This is a genomic window from Leptogranulimonas caecicola (assembly GCF_023168405.1).
Lineage (GTDB): Bacteria > Actinomycetota > Coriobacteriia > Coriobacteriales > Atopobiaceae > Leptogranulimonas > Leptogranulimonas caecicola.
This window is the reverse complement of the sequence record NZ_AP025285.1, coordinates 826,249-844,423: the sequence shown is the minus strand read 5'-3', so window position 1 is coordinate 844,423 and position 18,175 is coordinate 826,249. Positions and strand designations below refer to the sequence as shown.

Genomic DNA, 18,175 nt, shown 5'->3' with positions numbered 1-18,175 from the left:
CTCGCTTACTCGATGGAGAAGATCACCGGGTAGAGAGGCTGCTCGCCACGGTGAGCATCGACTTCGAGATCGGGCATGGCATCTTCAATGCGATCGCAGAGGGCCTCGAAGACGTCGTCATCCATGTCTTGGCCGGCCAGGATGGTGAGGGTGTCGCCCTCTTCCTGGGTTTGCATAGCCTCAATGAGCTTGAAAGCCACATCACAGACATCAGAGCCCACCTGGGTGATGGCGCCGTCTTGGATACCCATGACGTCACCGGCGTGAATGGGGGTGCCGTCGGCTGCAGAAGAGTCGCGCACTGCCGTGGTGACTTCGCCATCGCGCACCTGGGAGATAGCCTCTACCATCGCAGCCACATTGTCTGCGATGGGCAGAGAGGGATCGTAAACGAAGAGTGCCGAGAACGCCTGAGGCACAGTCTTGGTAGGCACTACCTCTACCTGAGCGTCTTCACAGGCGCTGGCGGCCGCCTCTGCGGCCATACGAATGTTGCCATTGTTGGGAAGCACGATGACTGCCTTGGCATGCACCTGCTCGACAGCAGCCAGAATGTCTGCAGTAGAGGGGTTCATGGTTTGGCCGCCAGAGACCACCACGTCCACGCCCAAGGACTTGAGGATATCCGCCTCGCCAGAACCTGCAGCTACAGCCACCACGCCAAGGTCTTTGGCAGGAGCAGCAGCTGTAGCCTGGCTCTTATCGGCAGCGATAGAAGCAGTGCGGTCTTTGGCCTCAAGGTCCATGTTGTGAATGAAGACTTCGAAGATCTGACCCTGCTCGAGCATATGGTGCAAGACCTTGTCGGGCTCGTTGGAGTGCACGTGGATCTTGAAGTCGGGGAAGGAGCCCACCAAAAGCTCGCAGTCTCCCATGGTAGAGAGGAAGTCCAGGTTTTCTTTGGAGTCGAAAGACTCGGAGTCTGCATGGAAGAGGAACTCGGTGCAATAGCGGTACTCAGAGCCCTCCCAGTCATCGTTGAGCTCGATGTGCACGTTGGCAGCCACAGCATTTTTAGCCGACTCTTCGCGGGAGACGGAGGTGTTGAAGTCCACAGAAGAGTCGATGCCCAGGTAGGCGTTGACAAAGGCTTCGAAGAAGACGGCAAAGCCAAAGGCGCCGGAGTCTACCACGCCGTTCTCTTTGAGCACAGGAAGCAGGTCAGGGGTGCGGGCCACAGACTCATAGGCGCAGGTCACCATGGTCTTCAAGGCCTCGTCCAGAGTCATCTTGCGGTCGCGGGCAAGCTCGTCTGCACGCTCGGAAAGGTCTGAGACCACCGTTAAGATGGTGCCCTCCACAGGCTTGCGCACTGCTTGGAAAGCCACCTTCTTGCCGTGGCGCCAGGCGGCAGCCAGCTCAGGCAGGGTAATAGGGTCGTTCTTGGCCTCTACCAAGCCCTCTGCCACTCCGCGCAGGATCTGGCTGGTGATGACGCCAGAGTTGCCGCGGGCGCCCATGAGGGAACCGTGGGTGATGGCCTTGGCCACCTGCTCCATGGAGGCATTGGCAGGCAGGGCCTCTACCTCGCCCACCACTGTTTTGAGAGTGAGGCTCATATTGGTGCCGGTGTCGCCATCGGGCACAGGGAACACATTAAGCTTGTTGATCTCCTCTGCACGTTGAGCGACGGCTGCGGCAGCAATGGGGAAACAGTGGCGTACGACGTTCGCAATCATGAATTAAAGCTCCGGTTCGAATCGGGGACCTGAAGGTCCAAAAAATCTAAAGGTGAGTTTAGCGGACCCTCATGGACTCAATGACCACATGGACGTCGCTATCTTTGATCTGTGCCACCTGATCCAGCATGAACTTGACGCTGCTCTCCAGGTTCTCGCAGACCGAGCGCATATTGACGCCGGCATCTACCACCACATGCAGGGTGACGTCTACGTGGGAGCCGTCCATCTCCACATCGATACCCTTGCGGATTTGGCGCATGGTGAGCAGGGTTTCGAGATTCTGCTGATCATCGGTGTATGCCATGCCCACAACGCCATAGCACATCAGGGCAGCATACCCGGCAAGATCAGCAATCACAGCGTTGGAAATCTGAAGCGTTCCGGAGACAGCCTTTGCCATGCCAGTACCTCCTATCGAATGCGCCAGGAAGGGCGCGGTTCAGTCATTCTACGACGCGATTTTACCCCACGCGCTCAATTCGCCGAAACCTACTCCCCTTCCCACATAAAGCACCGACATAGCGGGCCTATCGCACCTTGACTGATAGATCACTTAAGGGCGGCAGAGACGCTGGCGAGCCCTCCAGCGCCCGCCAACGCCTTCTGCCTTCCTCAAAAATCCTTCTCAGAGCTCGCTGCCTTCTATTCACAGCCGTCAAACTGAGAGTTGTAGAGCTTGGCGTAGGCGCCGCCTTGAGCCAAGAGCTCCTCATGGGTGCCCGACTCCACCACGTCGCCCTGCTCCATGACCAAGATCACATCTGCATTGCGGATGGTGGAGAGCCTGTGGGCCACCACAAAGCTGGTGCGTCCGGCCATCAGGCGGTCCATGGCCTCTTGGATGAGCACCTCTGTGCGGGTGTCCACGTTTGAGGTAGCCTCGTCCAAGATGAGCATAGGCCTGTCTGCCAGCACTGCCCGAGCGATGGTGAGCAGCTGGCGCTGGCCCTGGCTCACGTTGGTTGCCCCTTCGTTGATTTCGAAGTCATAGCCTCCTGCCAGCGTATGGATGAAGTGGTCGCAGCGCGCGATGCGGGCGGCCTCCTCCACCTCTTCATCGGTGGCGTCCAGGCGTCCATAGCGGATGTTCTCGCGGATGGTGCCCTCGAAAAGCCAGGTGTCTTGAAGCACCATGGCGAAGTTGGAGCGCAGCTCTTCCCGGTTCCAGGAGCGCACATCTAACCCATCCACGGCAAGCGAGCCCTCATCCACATCGTAGAAGCGCATCATGAGCTTCATGATGGTGGTCTTGCCGGCGCCCGTAGGGCCCACGATGGCCACCGTTTGCCCGGGCTTCACCTGGCAGCTGAAGTCATGGATGACGGTATGGCCCGGCAGATAGCCAAAGCTCACGTTATCAAAGCTCACCGCGCCCTGGCGCACCGCAGGCAGCTGCGAGTTCTGAGGCTCGGACTCCACCGGCGCATCCAAAAACTCGAAGACGCGCTCCGCGGCAGCCGCCATCTGCTGAAAGACGTTGGAGATGGAAGCCAGTTGCTGGATAGGCTGGGTGAAGTTGCGCACATACTGCATAAATGCCTGAATGTCGCCGATGGTGATGACATTGGATATGGCCAGTTGGGCGCCTACAACCACCACCATGGCGTAGGCCATGTTACCAATGAAGGTCATCAGGGGCTGCATAAGACCCGATAGGAACTGACTCTTCCAGGCACTCTCGCAGAGCTGGTCGTTCACCTTGTTGAACTGTTGGGTCGCACGTTCTCCCTGGTTGAAGACCGCGATCACCGACTGGCCGGCGAAGTCTTCCTCCACGATGCCGTTTACCTGGCCTAACTGTTGCTGTTGCTTCACAAAGAAGCGCTGGGAGAAGCGCACCGAGATGAGGATGGCAACCGCCGATAAAGGCAACACCAGCAAGGTGAGACCCGCCAGCACCGGTGAGATGGAAAACATCATCACTAGTACGCCTATGACCTGGGCGATGCTGGTCACCAGCTGAGTGACCGCCTGGTTGAGCGACTGGCCCAACGTATCCACATCGTTGGTGACGCGGCTCAGCACGTCGCCTTTGGAGTGACCCTCGAAATAGCTCATGGGGACATGGGCGATCTTCTCGGCAATATCGCCTCTCAGCCTAAAGCAGACTGACTGGGTGACTCGGGTCATGAGGATGCCCTGGCAAAAGTTCGCAGCTCCAGCCGCCAAGTAGAGGCCAATAAGGAACAGCATGATGTGGGCGATGCCTGCAAAGTCGATGCCGCCGGTGCCTTGGACTTTGGCCACCAGCCCCTCGTAGAGCTTGGTGGTGACCTGACCCAAGATGTCGGGGCCAATGACATTGAAGACCACACTCAAAATGGCGCAGGCCACCGCAAACAGCAGCGGCACCCAGTGGGGCTTGGCATAGGCGGCGAGCCTTGCCAAAGTACCCTTGAAGTCTTTAGCGCGCTTGGTGGTATGGCGTACGGGACCGGGCATTAGCGCTCACCTCCTTCTAACGCAGACTCATAGGTTTCAGAGCTGGCGATCTCTGAGGCAAGGTCGTGCACCTCCTGGCCGATGGCAGCCTCTTGACGGCTCTCGTCGGTGCCGAGAACCGCATCCACCTCGGCCTGGGTGAGCCCCAGCTCTTGGAGAGACAACTGGGAGGTGGCGATCTCCAGGTAGGTGGGACAGCAACGCAAAAGATCCTCATGGGTGCCGCGGCCGCAGACCGTGCCCTCGTCGAGCACCAGGATCTCGTCGGCGCCCATGATGGTGGCCACGCGCTGGGCCACGATGACGACGGCGGCCTCTTTTACCTCGTCTGCCAGCGCGTGGCGCAACTTGGCATCGGTGGCGTAATCCAGGGCCGAGAAGGAGTCATCAAACACCAGCACCTCGGGATCTTTGGCCAAGGCGCGAGCGATGGAAAGACGCTGGCGCTGGCCGCCGGACACATTGGAGCCCTTCTGGGCGATGGCTGTAGCCGTACCGTCTTCTGTCTGATCCACGAAGTCTTTGGCCTGGGCCACATCCAGCGCCCATCTCATGGCCTCGTCGCTTACCTGGTCTCCAGCAAACTTCACATTGGATGCGATGGTTCCCGAGAAGAGCAACCCCTGCTGAGGCACATAGCCTACGCGATCCCTGAGCTCTGCGAGCTCCAGCGAGCGCACGTCCACCCCGTCGAGGCTGATGCTGCCCGAAGTGGCGTCGTAGAGGCGCGGGATAAGGGCTACCAGGGTGGACTTGCCAGACCCCGTGGATCCAATGAGCGCCGTGGTATGGCCAGGCTCGGTTCTAAAGGAGACATGCTCCACCACCGGATAGGTGGCGTCAGGATAGGTGAAGCTCACGTCGTCGAAGGTGAGCACGCCGCGCTCACGGGCCGGAAGCGCTTTGGGCCGGGCAGGGTTTTGCACCGCTACAGGACAATCCAGCACCTCATCGATGCGCTCTGCCGAGACCTCAGCGCGAGGCAGCATCACCAGCACCATGGCCAAGATCATGAAGCTCATAACGATCTCCATGGCGTAGGAGATGAAGGCGATCATGGTGCCTACCTGCAGGTTTCCTGCGTCGATAGCGCCCGCGCCGCTCCAGACGATCAAAAGGCTCACCAGGTTCATCACCAGCATAATGGCCGGCATAGCAAAGGCCATGGCCGAGTTAGTGAAGAGCTGGGTCTTCATAAGGTCGCGGTTGGCTTGTCCAAATCGCTCCAGCTCGAAGTCTTCGCGCCCGTAGGCGCGGATGGGCATGAGGCCGTCCAACATGTCGCGAGCCACCAGGTTCACGCGGTCCACCAAAACCTGCATGTGCTTGAACTTTGGCATGGTGAGTCCCAGCAAAGTCCCCATCACCGCAGCGATGGCCAGCACCGCCACGCCGATGGTCCATTCCAGGCCGCTGGCCATGGACCATACCTGGATAAGGGCCAGCACCGCCAAGACCGGAGCCATCATCACCATGCGCAACAGCACAAAGGTAGTCATCTGCACCTGTTGCACGTCGTTGGTGGTGCGGGTCATGAGGGAGGCCTGAGAGAACTGGTTCACCTCTCCTGGGCCAAAACTCATGACCTTGGAGAACAGCTCGCTGCGCAGCTCGCGCGCCACCCTCGCCGAGGTGTGGGCCGCCACAAAGCTCACGCTTACCGAGCAAAGCACCATCCCCACGCATAGCCAGAACATGCTGAGAGCCATAGTGCCCAGGTAATTGGTCTGGATCTCGTTGAGGTCCAGACCTTGGGCCTCGTACTCGGCCCGCACATAGTCCACCGCTCGCTGATCCACCATGGATCCCGCCACAGAACCCATGGCGTCCATCATCTTTTGAGCGTCTTGGGCCAGCTCATCCCTGCCGATAAGCCCCGCCTCAAAAAGCTGTCGCACCTCGTTCAAGGTAATGGTGACAGGCAGCTGGGATCTTGGCGCTTCCATAGAAGTGCCGGAATCCAGCGACAGGGCGCTGGCATCAATGCCTTTCTCCAGCGAAAGCGCCACGCATTCAGGAACCGCGATCAGCCGGGCGATCTCACCTTCAGCAGAAGCCTGCTGCTGATTGCCGATGAATGTGCGCACGCCATTGCCATTGGCAGGACCATAGACGCCGTCCACTTTGGCAGCATCGCTTTCACTCATAAACATCTCAAGGTCTCTGAGAGCCGTGTCTCGTATAGTATGTGGCACCGGACTGTCGATTCCTCCTTGCTGAATGCCCACATCCACGATGTCGCTCATGGCGGTAGGCAGCATCAGCTGGAAATACGCTTGCCCGCAAATAAGTGCGAAACAAATGACCACCGCACCCAGATGCCTTTTCAAAAAGCCCAGGAGTTTCATGCACCCTCCCCATCTTTACCGGCAGAAGCAGGTTCCTTTGCACCTGTTGACTCGTCAGCTGCGGAGGCACGGGTTTCTCGGCATTCCGCATCTTGAGATTCCAGCGCCCGCGAGAGCTTTTGAATGATGCGCACCAGCTCCTTGGCATCCGACTCGCCCAAAAGCTCCAGCAGGCTGCCAGCATAGCTATCCATAGCAGCCATACGCTCAGCCACCGCGCGTCCACCGGCTTTTGTAAGGGTCACCACTACATGGCGGCGATCCTTGCCGTCGGTGGTGCGCTTCACAAGCTCCCTGGCCTCTAGAGCCGCCAATGCATTGGAAATTCGCGCCTGAGTAAGCCCAGTAGCCGCCTTGAGCTCCGAGGGGTACGCGCTTCCTCCATGCTCCGACAGATACCTGAGTATGAGCGGCATCCCTCTGAGCGACGCGTCAAAGCCTTCCAAGGAACGCCTATGCGCATGGCCGCCCCTCTTTTTTTGCGGAGAAGTGCCCGTTTCCTCAGCCGAATCATCGACGGATGTCAAGGGTACTGGCTCTGGGGGTCGCGGAAGCTTGCTGTGGAGCGAACGCAGCCCCATGATCGCCAGATTGAGCTGGCGGCCCAGCTCTTGAAAGCGCTCAGGCACCTGAGGCGGCTCGCATTGAACAGGAGGGCCCAAGGGTGCGCGCATCTTGTGATTACTCATGACACTTCCCTACTAGTAGTTTTCGCTATTAGTTGTTTCTACTAGATATCTTTCACGAGTCTACTGATTTCCCATAGGGATCCTCCTGAGATCTCCCTATTCATAAGACCTGCAAACGGGGAGTGCATGATGGGCGATCGCCCGAGCTTCTTGTGGACACCACACCCAACGACCACAAACTCTAGGGTGTTGCGCATTTTTCCTTGCAGCCTGCAAGGTGCGTGGTATAGTTGGACAGCTATTGCTTATAAGCGCGCGCAATGGCGCCCGCGTAACGGAGGAATCAACATGTCGAAGGTTTGCGAGATCTGCGGTAAGCACCCGGTAGCTGGCCGTTCTATTAGCCACTCCCACCGTGTTACCAATCGTAAGTTCCGTCCCAACATCCAGCGTGTCACCATCGTGCAGAATGGTCAGAAGCGCAAGATGAACGTTTGCACCCGTTGCCTCAAGAAGGGCAACCTCGCTCGCACCGCTTACTAATACTTCTCTCCGCGGGCTTTTAGAGACGAACTTCCAAGGGTTCTTAGCCATCAAGCTAAGAACCCTTTCTTTTATTGCCATCAGCTAGGCCAGATGGTTATCACCGGTGGCATAGTCGATGACCACGCCTGGCTGTACGTTATAGCAGTAGACGTCGAAGCAGATGCCTTCGCCCTCGTCCTCCACGCTCCAACCCTCCATACGCACGCCAGAAGCCAAAAGATTGGAACCCTCAAAGATAGGTGTCACCCGGTAAAGCACATGATTGCCGGTATCCAAAATGTAGTCATGGACGCCTTCTTCAAAATCCAGCATTCCCCGAGCATTGAGATAGCGAGTGCCAGTGATAAGGTTTCGCTCATTGGCATCTTCCCCTGCCAGGCTATGAGCAATGAGATGACAGCGGTTATAGAGAGCCTCCCCATCCACAAAGTCATAGAAGTTCTGATGCCATCCCGTAGGCTTTATCTTGGAGATGTCTCCACGCTTTTGCGTAGGCATAAGATCCTCGCCCAGCAAGGCAAAGGCACCGGTGCAGCGCCCAAGCTTGTCCAGCGGGCCATAGACCTCAAAGGAAGCAGTCTGCGCTTTTTGCGCCTGGGTAAAATCCGGCTGGTTATCCCCCACCTCCACCCAAGGCATTGACCCATAGGCAGGCAAGTCCCTTGGATTCAAAGGATTTGCATAATCTTGGGAAGATTGCGAGTCCGTCCAAACCGTGAGCGCGCTTTTGACTGTCTGGGCCCCTCTGCCCAAATTGCCCTGTCCCACGATCGCCAGCACTCCGCAGGCTACTGCTACCAGCAACGCGAAGATCATGAGCTTTTGAAACGTGAACCCCTGCTTTTTGGAGTTACGGGCAGAATCACTGCCCCGTTTACCAGACAATTTGCCAAACATTGACACCTCACAACGTTCCCATGAGAAATGGGACATACAGAATCACTTAGAGTCAGGTCACTTCAAAAGTCTTCTTACCGATAAGACCCTGCGCTCAGTCGCTGGAACCTCATAGTATCCTTCTTATTTTAAAGGGTAGTACGGTAAGGTCATGCTCCCTGTCCCTTATATGCCCCACCCCACAAATCCTGCCACTGATTTTGGATTTGTGCTTGCGCCGACTTTTGCAGGGTGTTATATTCTCTTCTGTTGCGCGAGCAACACATCGGGTGGTGGCGCAGTTTGGTAGCGCACTTGACTGGGGGTCAAGGGGTCGCTGGTTCGAATCCAGTCCACCCGACCAGCGAATATCGAGGTCATCGGCCATATGGTCGGTGACCTTTTTACTTTGGACACCATGCGGACACCAAATTGGACACCAAATTTGTTCCCTTCAGAGTTATCTACACGCTTTTGAACATTGGCCGCGCTCCAGGCTCGGGCGGTCGGCTGGCCGCGTTGAGGGCGGCCGCCTCCCTGGGGTACGCCATGAGAAAACGCCCTGAGGCCTCCAACGGCTCCAGGACGCTCCAGGATCGGGCTTTATAAGGATCGGGGATTAGTGTTTCACCTTTGCGGCTAGGGCTTGGGCCTCTTTGGCTATGTCACTGTTGCGCTCGCGGTCTGCGTCTATGAGGGCGTTTACAGTAACGGCTCGATTTTGCTGCCTTTAGCTTGGGCAGCACTGCATTTGATAGCACAACCTCTATAGCCGTTATTTGCTTAAAGGTCTCAAAGAGCTGAGCGGTGTTATTCGCAGAATACGAACCCTGAGCGCTAATCACCCATTAGATACAGGACGTGCCAACAAATCGCTTCGAGTGATCAAGCATGCTGAATCTTTGGTCAGCAAGGTGGAACATAATTATGATGATATCTCCTACCGGGATGTCCACGAAATCGAAAGGGAATTAGATAGCCTCAAAACTCCCCATATTTCTCCAGAAGACATGCCGAGCCTGTTTGATGACATGAATGGGGACGATAAAGACTTCTAAGGGATCTAGCACCCCTTACGCCTTACGATAACTTAATACATTTAGTTATAAGAGCGGAGCCAGGGCTTTTATTAGTCCTGGCTCCATTTTACCTTGCATCAAACAAGTGATTTCGAACAACGGCTAGCTAATGGTTCCCATGAAGATATGGATGTCCTCATCGGTAGTCACCATGGCTGCAATACCTGCTTCCAGAGCCCGAGTGATGCAAGAAATGTCCATCGTGGGGGTGGAGGCGGGGCGGTCTACCGCCTGCTCGGTGGCAAAGGGCACATGCACAAAACCAGCCCTAACGGGCTTATTGGCGCGAGCGGCCAGGTAGAGGGCGTTATACATAAGGCTATTGCATACATAGGTGCCTGCGCTATAGGAGAGCGCGGCAGGAACGCCTGCCTCGTGCATGGCTTTGACCATGGACTTCACCGGTAGCGTGGCGAAGTAGGCGTCAGGGCCGCCCTCGCGCACGGGAGTATCCAAGGGCTGGTCGCCGTCGTTGTCAGGAATGCGGGCATCGATGAGGTTGATGGCCACACGCTCCACCGACATGGCAGCTCGGCCACCAGCTTGACCTACGCAAAGCACGAGATCGGGCTTCTCAGCATCCATAAGATCTTCCAGCACCTGAGCACTGCGCTCAAAGGCCGTAGGCACCTCTTTTACCACCACCTGGGCTCCCGCAATGGTGGAGGGTAGCTGCTTGACCGCCTCGAGCGCAGGATTGACGCTATCGCCGCCAAAGGGCTCAAAGCCCGTAACCAACACCTTAGCCATTGCCTCGCCTTTCTCGAAAAGAGGCTGCAGTCGTGCCACGTCGCGGCACAGCCACGCTTCGCCTTGCCTACTTCTAGCCTAGCATCATAAAGCTGGCTATGAGCATGTAGCCGATCTGGAAGACAATCATCACCAAAGCGGTAAGCACCTGCTTTTTGATGACGCCCATGCGATCGTTCATCTCAAGCAGCGCCACAGGCACAATATTGAAGTTGGCCGCCATAGGAGTAAGAAGGGTGCCGCAGTAGCCACAGCTAAGGGCGAGGATGCCAATGAAGGATGGGTCGACGCCAAAAATCAGGACAAATGGGGCGCCAATTCCCACAGTCATCACGGTGATGGCGGCAAAGGCGTTGCCCATGATCATGGTGAACAGCATCATGCCAATACCAAAGACAATGATGCCAATGGCCAAGTTGTCTGAGGGAATCACCGCTCCCACCATCTCGGCGATGACGCCGCCAACACCGGCAGCGGTAAAGATGGCGCCCAAGCTCGCCAACAACATAGGCAGCATGCTCAAAGCGCCCATGGCAGAGAGTAGACGCTCGGAATCGTTCAAGAACACGAGGGGCGTGTTGGAGCGAGAGTAGACAAAAAGAATGATCGCAGCAGCCACCACGCCAAAGCAGCAACCTGCTAGCGCGCCCACCCCAGGAATGAGCGCACCCGAAATGGCAAAGACTCCCAAGCAGAGGGCAGGAATGAAGATCTTCGTGCCGATCTTTTGATAATTGACGGCCACTTCTTGCGTGGTGGGGGCATCATCAGCCGATGCTTGGCCACTCTTGACCTTACCAAATACCGCAGGCAGCACCATGACAACCACCAAGACGCCGGATACCAAAGAAGGTAGCCAGCGGCCTAGGGCGAGCACCACACCTAGCGAGCACCAAAACACCGCAGTGCCTACTCGGGCAGGATTGGTCTTGTCTCGATAGTTGCGAATGCCTGCATAGATAGACATGAGACCCATGACAATGTAGAAGACCTCAAGGGCCTTGTTGCCAAAGGTGACCTCTGGATCCATAAAGAACTCCATGATTTAGGCCTCCTTTCCCGCATTGAGAGGAGCCTTGGTGTCATCGTAATACTTGGCTCTCAGCTTCTTGTCCAAGATGATGTAGTAGACAGACGTTACCGTCAGAGCCACAAGTGCCACAGGGATCTCGAAGAGCGCCATCTGCAGAAGGTCGGTCTGATAGCCCAAAGCATCCATGGTGGATTGCACCAACAGGGCGCCGGAGGTGCCCACGAACAACACCTGACCAAAGAACCAAGCCACATTCTCCATACCGGATGCCATGGCTTTAACCTGCTCAACATACTCATCGTTGGGAGTATGGCCAGAGGCTTCGATGGCACCCACGCACATAGGCATGATGACCGGGCGCACAAAGCCAGCCACGCCGCCAAAGCTCACATTGAAGGCGGCAAAGATCATGCGCATGACGCCATAGAGAGCAATAATGACGCCAGGAGTGGCATTTTTCACCCGGCCAATAAGATTGGCTGCGGCGGTTTTGAGACCATTGCGCTCAAGCGTGCCTGTGACCAACAGGATGATGATGAAGATAGCCATGTTGCGGTTGTCCACAAAGGAGGTGCCCAACGTGACCAAGAAGCCGTCGACGCCCAAACCGCCGATAAGCGCTGTGGCAAGGCCTGCCACAATGACTATGAGGATCGAATCGAGCTTCAGGGCAAAGCCCACCACCACGATCACGATTCCCAGAAGCACAAGATAATTCATAAAACTCCAATCCGTTCCTGCAGCCTCGGCTATGAAAACCTTGAACCCGCCTACGGGCTCCAAGATAGTCCAGAAGCGAATCCTCTCCCAAAAGATTGCTCGGACTTCCTTCAATCAACTTAGAGCTGTCATAGAGCTTTCTGAAACCTCGCTGTGTTGTTTTTCCCGCTTGGTTACATATTCATTTGTCGCATGATGTCAATAGGAGTCACCCTTGCAGAAGAAGGCGCCCACCTGATAGCAGAGGCCTCGCATCTAAGGCCTTCCCTGCAAAAACATGGCGCTTTTGCCGATAAGGCCCCCCCACACCCAGTGCTGCGCCTTTACCCCAAAAGCTCGGACAACTCCCCTACCGTGGCAGGAAAGTGATAATGATCCAGGTCTGCCGCAGACACAAAGCCTTGGGCGCTCATGGACTGAAGCATGGCCTTGAAATCGCCCCAATAGCCCTCCACGTTGAGCAGGTAGCAGTCGGTTTGCCCCAACTCCAAGTGAATGCGGCTCATGATCTCGATTATCTCCTCTAGGGTGCCCACACCGCCCGGCAATGCCACAAAGGCGTCCGCCAGCTCGATCATCATGGCCTTTCGCTCGCTCATGGTCTCTACCACGCGCAACTCCACGTCCTCGTGCTGGGGAATCCCTTGCTCTAAAAAGAACGCCGGCTCCACGCCGATAGCCTTTGCCCCGGCATCCAAAACAGCCCGCGACACCAGACCCATAAGCCCCACCGAGCTGCCGCCATAGACCAGATTGTGACCGCTCTGGCCCATCCAAGTGCCCAGCTCTGTGGCTGCCGCAGCAAAGGCGGGGTTGTTGCCAAAGTTAGATCCGCAATAGACGGCGATGTTCATAGAAATCTCCTAGAGGGCCAATATGAGCCGCAGCAAACCAGCAATCACCGGACCGCCCCAAATGAGGGCCACCGCAAAGCAGAGCGCTGCAGCCACCGTGAGCACCGCGCACTGCTTTTTGCGAGTTGCGAGCTCCTCAGCGGTGATGGGCATTCGCATCTGCTTGCCGGAACGATCCATGTCTCCTTTATAGGAGCCATAAAGAAGCGTACCCATTCCCCGGAAGCAGCTTAAACCCGCCAGCGCCCCCGCTGCCAAAAGCAACACCACTGCCAGCACCGAGACTCCCAAAAAGGCGCACTGTATCCCCAGCGCCAACGAGAGACAGCACAAAAGCAGCGGGATGACGATAAACACAACCGTTTGAATCATGGATCAACTTTCTCAACTCAGGCAGGCCTTGCCGAGAAACCTGCCCAACCGGTAGTCTTGAGCCTTGCATGCCTGCATATGAGGGGAGCTTGAAACTTGCCAACTGCAAGGTTGGTTTATCATAGCTACACTTACACAAGGCCAACAGCCTCTATTGTACGTATGAATGATTTGGGAGGACCCATGGATTCCTGCAACCCTCAGAGCTGCGCCCTTTTGGTGATCGACGTGCTCGAAGGAGGTTTGGCCGACGCAGCAGACAACAAGGCAGTGAACGATTTCGCCAATGCCTGCACCCGTGTGGTGAAGCTCTGCCGAGAGGCGGGCATTCCTGTGATCTTCTTGGATGACGCCCATATCCCTGGCCTCGACCGCGAGCTGAACCTGTGGGGACCCCATGGCATTGCAGGCACTCCCGAGGCTCAACCGGCTAAATGCCTGGGCCGCGCAGACACCGACATCGTGATCCCCAAGCGCCGCTACTCTGGCTTCTTCCAGACCGATCTTGACCTCACCCTGCGCGAGCTTGGCGTCACCAACGTCATCACCATTGGCTGCGACACCAATATCTGCGTGCTCCAAACCCTGGCAGACGCCTACTTCTTGGGCTATGGTTCCACCGTCGTGGCAGATGCCACCATGACCTTCCTCATTGGCAACCAGGCAGACGGCCTGGAATACTTCCGTCGCTGCTACGACTCCAACGTCATCTCCTCTGACGAGTTTGAGACCTGGCTCAAAGGCGATGTTCAGGAGTAATTCTCTTAGCTGAGCTAAGCCTTTATGTCTGGCTAACCCTTTGTTACGGAGCAGGGCCTCTAGGGTCGCACTTCCTAGAGGCCCTGCTCTTTTTATGCTTATAGGACTGAACTATTCGACAATTGTATGCAGTGCTTCTTGGTTTTAACAGATACTGTATGCATTGCCATACCAGATAGTCCCCCGATTATTTTGATCTGGAAGTGGCTATACTACACAAGACAGGAAAGTTTGGCGCACATGTGAACTATTTGCCGCCCTGTCGCACGCAAGGTGTCCAGCCATGTGCCTGGATGCAACATCTCAACCAAGGAGGTTCTATGGTTGCCTATTGGGTCAAACAGATTCGTGCCAACATCGTTCGTCTGGACGAGGTGCCGGAGCTCTACCGCGAGAACGTTCGCGCGGTGATCGAGGAGCAGTAATAGCCGATCCTACCTACTAATCAGGTACTTACATGAACATTCAGGAGTGCTAAAGGCCTCCGGTCCTCTTGGATCGGGGGCCTTTTCCTAAAAGCTTCCGAGAAACCTTCGCCTTTGCTACTGGGCCTTTTAGGCTCCTTCGAACTGAGACTGATAGAGCTTTGCGTAGGCGCCGCCACGGGCCAAAAGTTCCTCGTGGGTGCCACGCTCCACAATCTTTCCCTGGTCCATCACCAAGATGCAGGTGGCGTTGCGGATAGTGGAGAGGCGATGGGCCACGATGAGCGAGGTACGGCCGGCGATCATGGCGTCAAAAGCCTCTTGCACCAACACCTCAGTACGGGTATCGATGGAGCTGGTGGCCTCGTCCAGCAGAAGTATCGAGGGATCGGCAAGCATCACGCGGGCGATGCAGAGCAGCTGGCGCTGGCCCTGAGATAGGCCTCCTGTGCCTTGACGCACGATGGTATCGTAGCCCTGGGGCAACTGACGGATGAAGGCATCAGCACGAGCCTGGCGCGCCGCCTCTTCCACCTCTTGGCGAGTGGCATCAGGCTTACCGTAGGCGATGTTGTCGTGGATGGCGCCTTCGAAAAGCCAGGTATCCTGCAACACCATGCCAAAGGCGCTCCTAAGGCTGGCACGAGTGAGCTTGGAGGTATCGTAGCCGTCCACTTCAATGGCGCCTGCCTGAATATCGTAGAAGCGCAGCAAAAGATTGATGAGGGTAGTCTTGCCGCAGCCGGTGGTGCCCACCAAGGCGATGCGGTCGCCAGGCTTGGCCTGCCAACTGATGCCCTGGATGAGAGGAACCTCCGGGGTGTAGGAGAACCACACGTCGTCGAAGGCCACAGCTCCCTGGGTTTCTATGGGCAACACCTGGGCATCGGCTGGGTCGGGCTTCTCGGCAGGAGCATCTAACAACTCGAAGAGGCGCCTCGCAGAGGCAAAGGCAGTCTGCACCTGGGTCATGACGCCGGAAATCTCGTTAAACGGTTTGGTGTACTGGGAGGTGTAGGAGAGGAAGCTCTGCACCGCGCCAATGGTGAGAGCGGTGGGAAAGCCTGTGGCGCAGGCCCAACAGCCGATGACCGCCACTACTGCGTAAACGATGTTGTTGGCAAATCGGGTGCCGGGGTTGGAGAGCGAGCTTGCAAACTGGGCATGCTCCCCCACCTGGTAGAGCTGCCGGTTGATGGCGTCAAAGCCGGATTGAGACACCTCTTGATGGGCGAAGGCGTCGATCAGGCGCTGGTTGGAGACGTGCTCCTCGATGTAGCCGCCCAGCTGACCTTGAATGGCCTGCTGGGCCACGAAGCTGCTGTGGCCGATCTTGGCAATAAAGGCTGCAGCCGCCACCGAGACCGGCGACACCACAACCACCACCAGGGCAATCACCGGCGAGATGGCCACCATGGCGATGAGGGTGCCCAAAATGGTGATGATACCGGTGAACAGCTGTTGGATGCCTTGAAGCAGGCCGTCGCCTACGGCATCGGCATCGTTGACGATGCGGCTCATGAGGTCGCCATGGGCATGGGAGTCGATGTAGCCCATGGGCAGCACACGCAGCTTGGAATAAGCGTCGTCGCGCAGGTCGCGCACCGCTTCGTAGCTCAGGCGGTTGGTGGCATAACCCTGCACCCACTGAGCGCAGGCCACCGCAGCCACGCAGGCGGCTAAAAGGCGCAGGGTGCGCCCAAGCTCGTCCCAGCCCACCTGGTGAGGGCCCACGATAGTGTCGATACCAAGGCCGATAAGGATAGGCACTGCCAGCGAGAGCACCACCGCCACCAATGCCGAGAAAAACGCCAACAGCGCCAGCCTCTTATGGGGGCGCAGGTAGTGAAGCACGCGCTTGAGCGTCTGGGCGCTGGAAAGCTGGGGGGCGTTGTGAGAGACCATGTCCGTAGTACGACTCATGCCAGCACCTCCTGAGCGTCCATCTGGGAAAGGCATATCTCGCGGTATACAGGGCAGCTCTCCCAAAGCTCTTCATGGGTGCCCAGCCCTGCCACCTGGCCATGATCCAATACGCAGATCTTGGCAGCCTGGCGCACCGAGGCCACTCGCTGAGAGATGATCACGCAGGCAGGGGCCGAGTCCAGCTGCCGCAGAGAATGGCGAAGGGCGGCGTCGGTAGCAAAGTCTAAAGCAGAGGCAGCGTCATCCAACACCAGCAACGAAGGCTGGCCTACAAGGGCTCGAGCGATGCAGAGGCGCTGGCGCTGCCCTCCCGAGAAGTTCTTGCCGCCTGCCTCTACCGGCTCATCCAGCCCCAAAGGCTTCTGGGCCACAAAGGACTCTGCCTGAGCAGCACGCAAAGCCGCCCACAGCTCTTCATCGGTGGCCCGAGGGTTTCGCCATAAAAGATTGTCGCGTATGGTACCGCTGAGAAGCGAGCTTGCCTGAGGAGTCACCGCCACCAAAGAGCGCAGCTGCTCAAAGGGATAGTCGCGCACGTTGGCACCAAAGACCTCCACGGCCCCCGATTGCACGTCATAGAAGCGCGGGATGAGATTTCCCAGAGTAGACTTGCCAGAGCCGGTACCGCCGATGACGCCTAGGACCTCTCCGGGCTCAAGGCTCAACGACAGGTGGGAAAGGGCGGGCTTCTCGGCACCGGGATAGGCAAAGGAAGCGTCGCAAAAGCGCAGGGCAGGAGCCTCCCAGCGCACTTGGATAGGTTGTGTGGCAAGCTCTGGCACCGAGGGCTCAAACTCCAACACCTGATCCACGCGCTTCAAGGAAGCGGTGGCGCGGGTGAATATGACCACCAAGTTGGCGATGAAGGCCACAGAGACCAGCAGCTGGTTCATGTAGCCGATAAGGGCCATCACCTGTCCTTGCTCGAGCCTGCCCTCCCACACTTGGCTTGCACCCAAAAAGAGCACCAGGCAGATACCGCCGTTCAGCACCAGGAAGGTGGAGGGGTTGAGCAGTGCGGAGAGCCTGCCTACCGCCACGGCAGTTTGGGCTTGGTCGTTGGCGGCGGCTTCAAAGCGGGCTTGCTCGAAATCTTCGCGAGAAAAGGCGCGGATCACTCGGGTGCCGTCCAATGCCTCGCGCACGATGCGTCCAATGGCGTCGAGCTTTTGCTGCATGGAAGCGAAGTAGGGAATGGACTTTTTCATCACCGCGTAGAAGATGCCCAGGGTGAGCGGCAGACAAATGCAAAAGATCGAACCCAAAAGCGGGTCGATGGCCAGGGCGCACACCAGCGACCCCACCGCCAAGACCGGCCATCGGATCACCTGGCGGATGAGCATGGCCACCGCCAGCTGGAGCTGGTTCACGTCGTTGGTGATGCGGGTGATGAGCGATGGGGCGCCAAAGGCGTCCAAGTCTTGGAATGACAGGCGGCCAATGGCTTCGAAGAGGTCGTGGCGCACTTGAGTGCCCATGCCCTGGCTGGTAAGAGAGGCCATCTTTTGGCAGACCAGCGTGGAGCAAAAGCCTAAGAAGGCAAAGAGCAGCAACAGGCCGCCGCCGCGAGCCACCACGCTGGAATCTCCAGCGCGGATGCCTCCGTCCACCATCCAGGCGATCACCAGTGGGGTGAGCAGGTCGAAGACCACCTCCAGGGTTTTCATGAGCGGCCCCACCACCAGATAAAGTTTGAAGGGGCGCAGGTAGCGAGCGCTTGCCGGAAGTCTCATG

16 protein-coding genes and 1 tRNA gene are annotated in these 18,175 nt (G+C 57.3%); 4 read left to right on the top strand and 13 right to left on the bottom strand.

What is annotated here, in order from left to right; translation table 11 throughout:
* Window positions 1-5: 5 nt before the first annotated feature.
* From OR601_RS03715 to OR601_RS03695, 5 genes are all read right to left on the bottom strand, one after another.
* The gene (locus OR601_RS03715; RefSeq protein WP_136012862.1) at window positions 6-1,679 is read right to left on the bottom strand and encodes a DAK2 domain-containing protein; all 1,674 of its coding nucleotides are present in this window, start codon (window positions 1,677-1,679) and stop codon (window positions 6-8) included.
* 58 nt (window positions 1,680-1,737) lie between these two features.
* Window positions 1,738-2,082 (bottom strand): Asp23/Gls24 family envelope stress response protein, encoded by a 345-nt coding sequence (locus OR601_RS03710; protein ID WP_136012863.1) that lies wholly within the window; start codon window positions 2,080-2,082, stop codon window positions 1,738-1,740.
* A 242-nt stretch (window positions 2,083-2,324) separates the two neighbouring features.
* Window positions 2,325-4,124 (bottom strand): ABC transporter ATP-binding protein, encoded by a 1,800-nt coding sequence (locus tag OR601_RS03705; protein WP_265592248.1) that lies wholly within the window; start codon window positions 4,122-4,124, stop codon window positions 2,325-2,327.
* Window positions 4,124-6,472 (bottom strand): ABC transporter ATP-binding protein, encoded by a 2,349-nt coding sequence (locus tag OR601_RS03700; RefSeq protein WP_265592247.1) that lies wholly within the window; start codon window positions 6,470-6,472, stop codon window positions 4,124-4,126. The genes OR601_RS03705 and OR601_RS03700 overlap by 1 nt, the downstream gene beginning before the upstream one ends.
* Window positions 6,469-7,161, bottom strand: a complete 693-nt coding sequence (locus tag OR601_RS03695) for a MarR family winged helix-turn-helix transcriptional regulator (RefSeq protein ID WP_265592246.1) — start codon at window positions 7,159-7,161, stop codon at window positions 6,469-6,471. Before OR601_RS03695 ends, OR601_RS03700 begins: the two co-directional genes overlap by 4 nt.
* A 288-nt stretch (window positions 7,162-7,449) precedes the next feature.
* Here OR601_RS03695 and rpmB point away from each other — a divergent pair, with 288 nt between their 5' ends.
* A complete protein-coding gene (gene rpmB, locus OR601_RS03690; RefSeq protein WP_136012866.1) occupies window positions 7,450-7,644 on the top strand; it encodes a 50S ribosomal protein L28 in 195 nt (64 codons plus the stop codon).
* Window positions 7,645-7,728: 84 nt separating this feature from the next.
* On the opposite strand, the gene OR601_RS03685 is transcribed toward rpmB, so the two are convergent.
* Window positions 7,729-8,544 carry a DNA/RNA non-specific endonuclease gene (locus OR601_RS03685; protein ID WP_265592245.1) on the bottom strand — a complete coding sequence of 272 codons (816 nt, stop codon included), beginning with the start codon at window positions 8,542-8,544 and terminating at the stop codon, window positions 7,729-7,731.
* Window positions 8,545-8,810: 266 nt separating this feature from the next.
* Here OR601_RS03685 and OR601_RS03680 point away from each other — a divergent pair.
* Window positions 8,811-8,887, top strand: a tRNA-Pro gene (locus OR601_RS03680).
* 415 nt (window positions 8,888-9,302) lie between these two features.
* Window positions 9,303-9,581, top strand: coding sequence for a hypothetical protein (locus tag OR601_RS03675; RefSeq protein WP_265592244.1), 279 nt, complete (start codon window positions 9,303-9,305; stop codon window positions 9,579-9,581).
* 123 nt (window positions 9,582-9,704) lie between these two features.
* On the opposite strand, the gene pcp is transcribed toward OR601_RS03675, so the two are convergent.
* The 5 genes from pcp to OR601_RS03650 all read right to left on the bottom strand — a co-directional run bounded on the left by pcp (window position 9,705) and on the right by OR601_RS03650 (window position 13,331).
* Window positions 9,705-10,352: a pyroglutamyl-peptidase I gene (gene pcp / locus OR601_RS03670; protein ID WP_136012868.1), complete on the bottom strand. Its 648-nt coding sequence runs from the start codon at window positions 10,350-10,352 to the stop codon at window positions 9,705-9,707.
* Between the two features lie 73 nt (window positions 10,353-10,425).
* Entirely contained in the window at window positions 10,426-11,394 is a 969-nt protein-coding gene (locus OR601_RS03665) for a 5-oxoproline transporter, DUF979 family subunit (RefSeq protein WP_265592243.1), read from the bottom strand.
* Between the two features lie 3 nt (window positions 11,395-11,397).
* Window positions 11,398-12,105 carry a 5-oxoproline transporter, DUF969 family subunit gene (locus OR601_RS03660; RefSeq protein WP_136012870.1) on the bottom strand — a complete coding sequence of 236 codons (708 nt, stop codon included), beginning with the start codon at window positions 12,103-12,105 and terminating at the stop codon, window positions 11,398-11,400.
* A gap of 323 nt (window positions 12,106-12,428) precedes the next feature.
* The gene (locus OR601_RS03655; protein ID WP_265592242.1) at window positions 12,429-12,959 is read right to left on the bottom strand and encodes an LOG family protein; all 531 of its coding nucleotides are present in this window, start codon (window positions 12,957-12,959) and stop codon (window positions 12,429-12,431) included.
* Between the two features lie 9 nt (window positions 12,960-12,968).
* The gene (locus OR601_RS03650; RefSeq protein ID WP_136012872.1) at window positions 12,969-13,331 is read right to left on the bottom strand and encodes a hypothetical protein; all 363 of its coding nucleotides are present in this window, start codon (window positions 13,329-13,331) and stop codon (window positions 12,969-12,971) included.
* A 183-nt stretch (window positions 13,332-13,514) separates the two neighbouring features.
* Between OR601_RS03650 and OR601_RS03645 the strand changes: the two genes are divergently transcribed.
* Window positions 13,515-14,090 (top strand): cysteine hydrolase family protein, encoded by a 576-nt coding sequence (locus OR601_RS03645; protein WP_265592241.1) that lies wholly within the window; start codon window positions 13,515-13,517, stop codon window positions 14,088-14,090.
* A gap of 554 nt (window positions 14,091-14,644) precedes the next feature.
* On the opposite strand, the gene OR601_RS03640 is transcribed toward OR601_RS03645, so the two are convergent.
* Complete coding sequence (locus OR601_RS03640; RefSeq protein WP_265592240.1) at window positions 14,645-16,438, bottom strand: ABC transporter ATP-binding protein; 1,794 nt, start codon at window positions 16,436-16,438, stop codon at window positions 14,645-14,647.
* Window positions 16,435-18,174 carry an ABC transporter ATP-binding protein gene (locus OR601_RS03635; protein ID WP_136012875.1) on the bottom strand — a complete coding sequence of 580 codons (1,740 nt, stop codon included), beginning with the start codon at window positions 18,172-18,174 and terminating at the stop codon, window positions 16,435-16,437. The genes OR601_RS03640 and OR601_RS03635 overlap by 4 nt, the downstream gene beginning before the upstream one ends.
* Window position 18,175 lies beyond the last annotated feature (1 nt).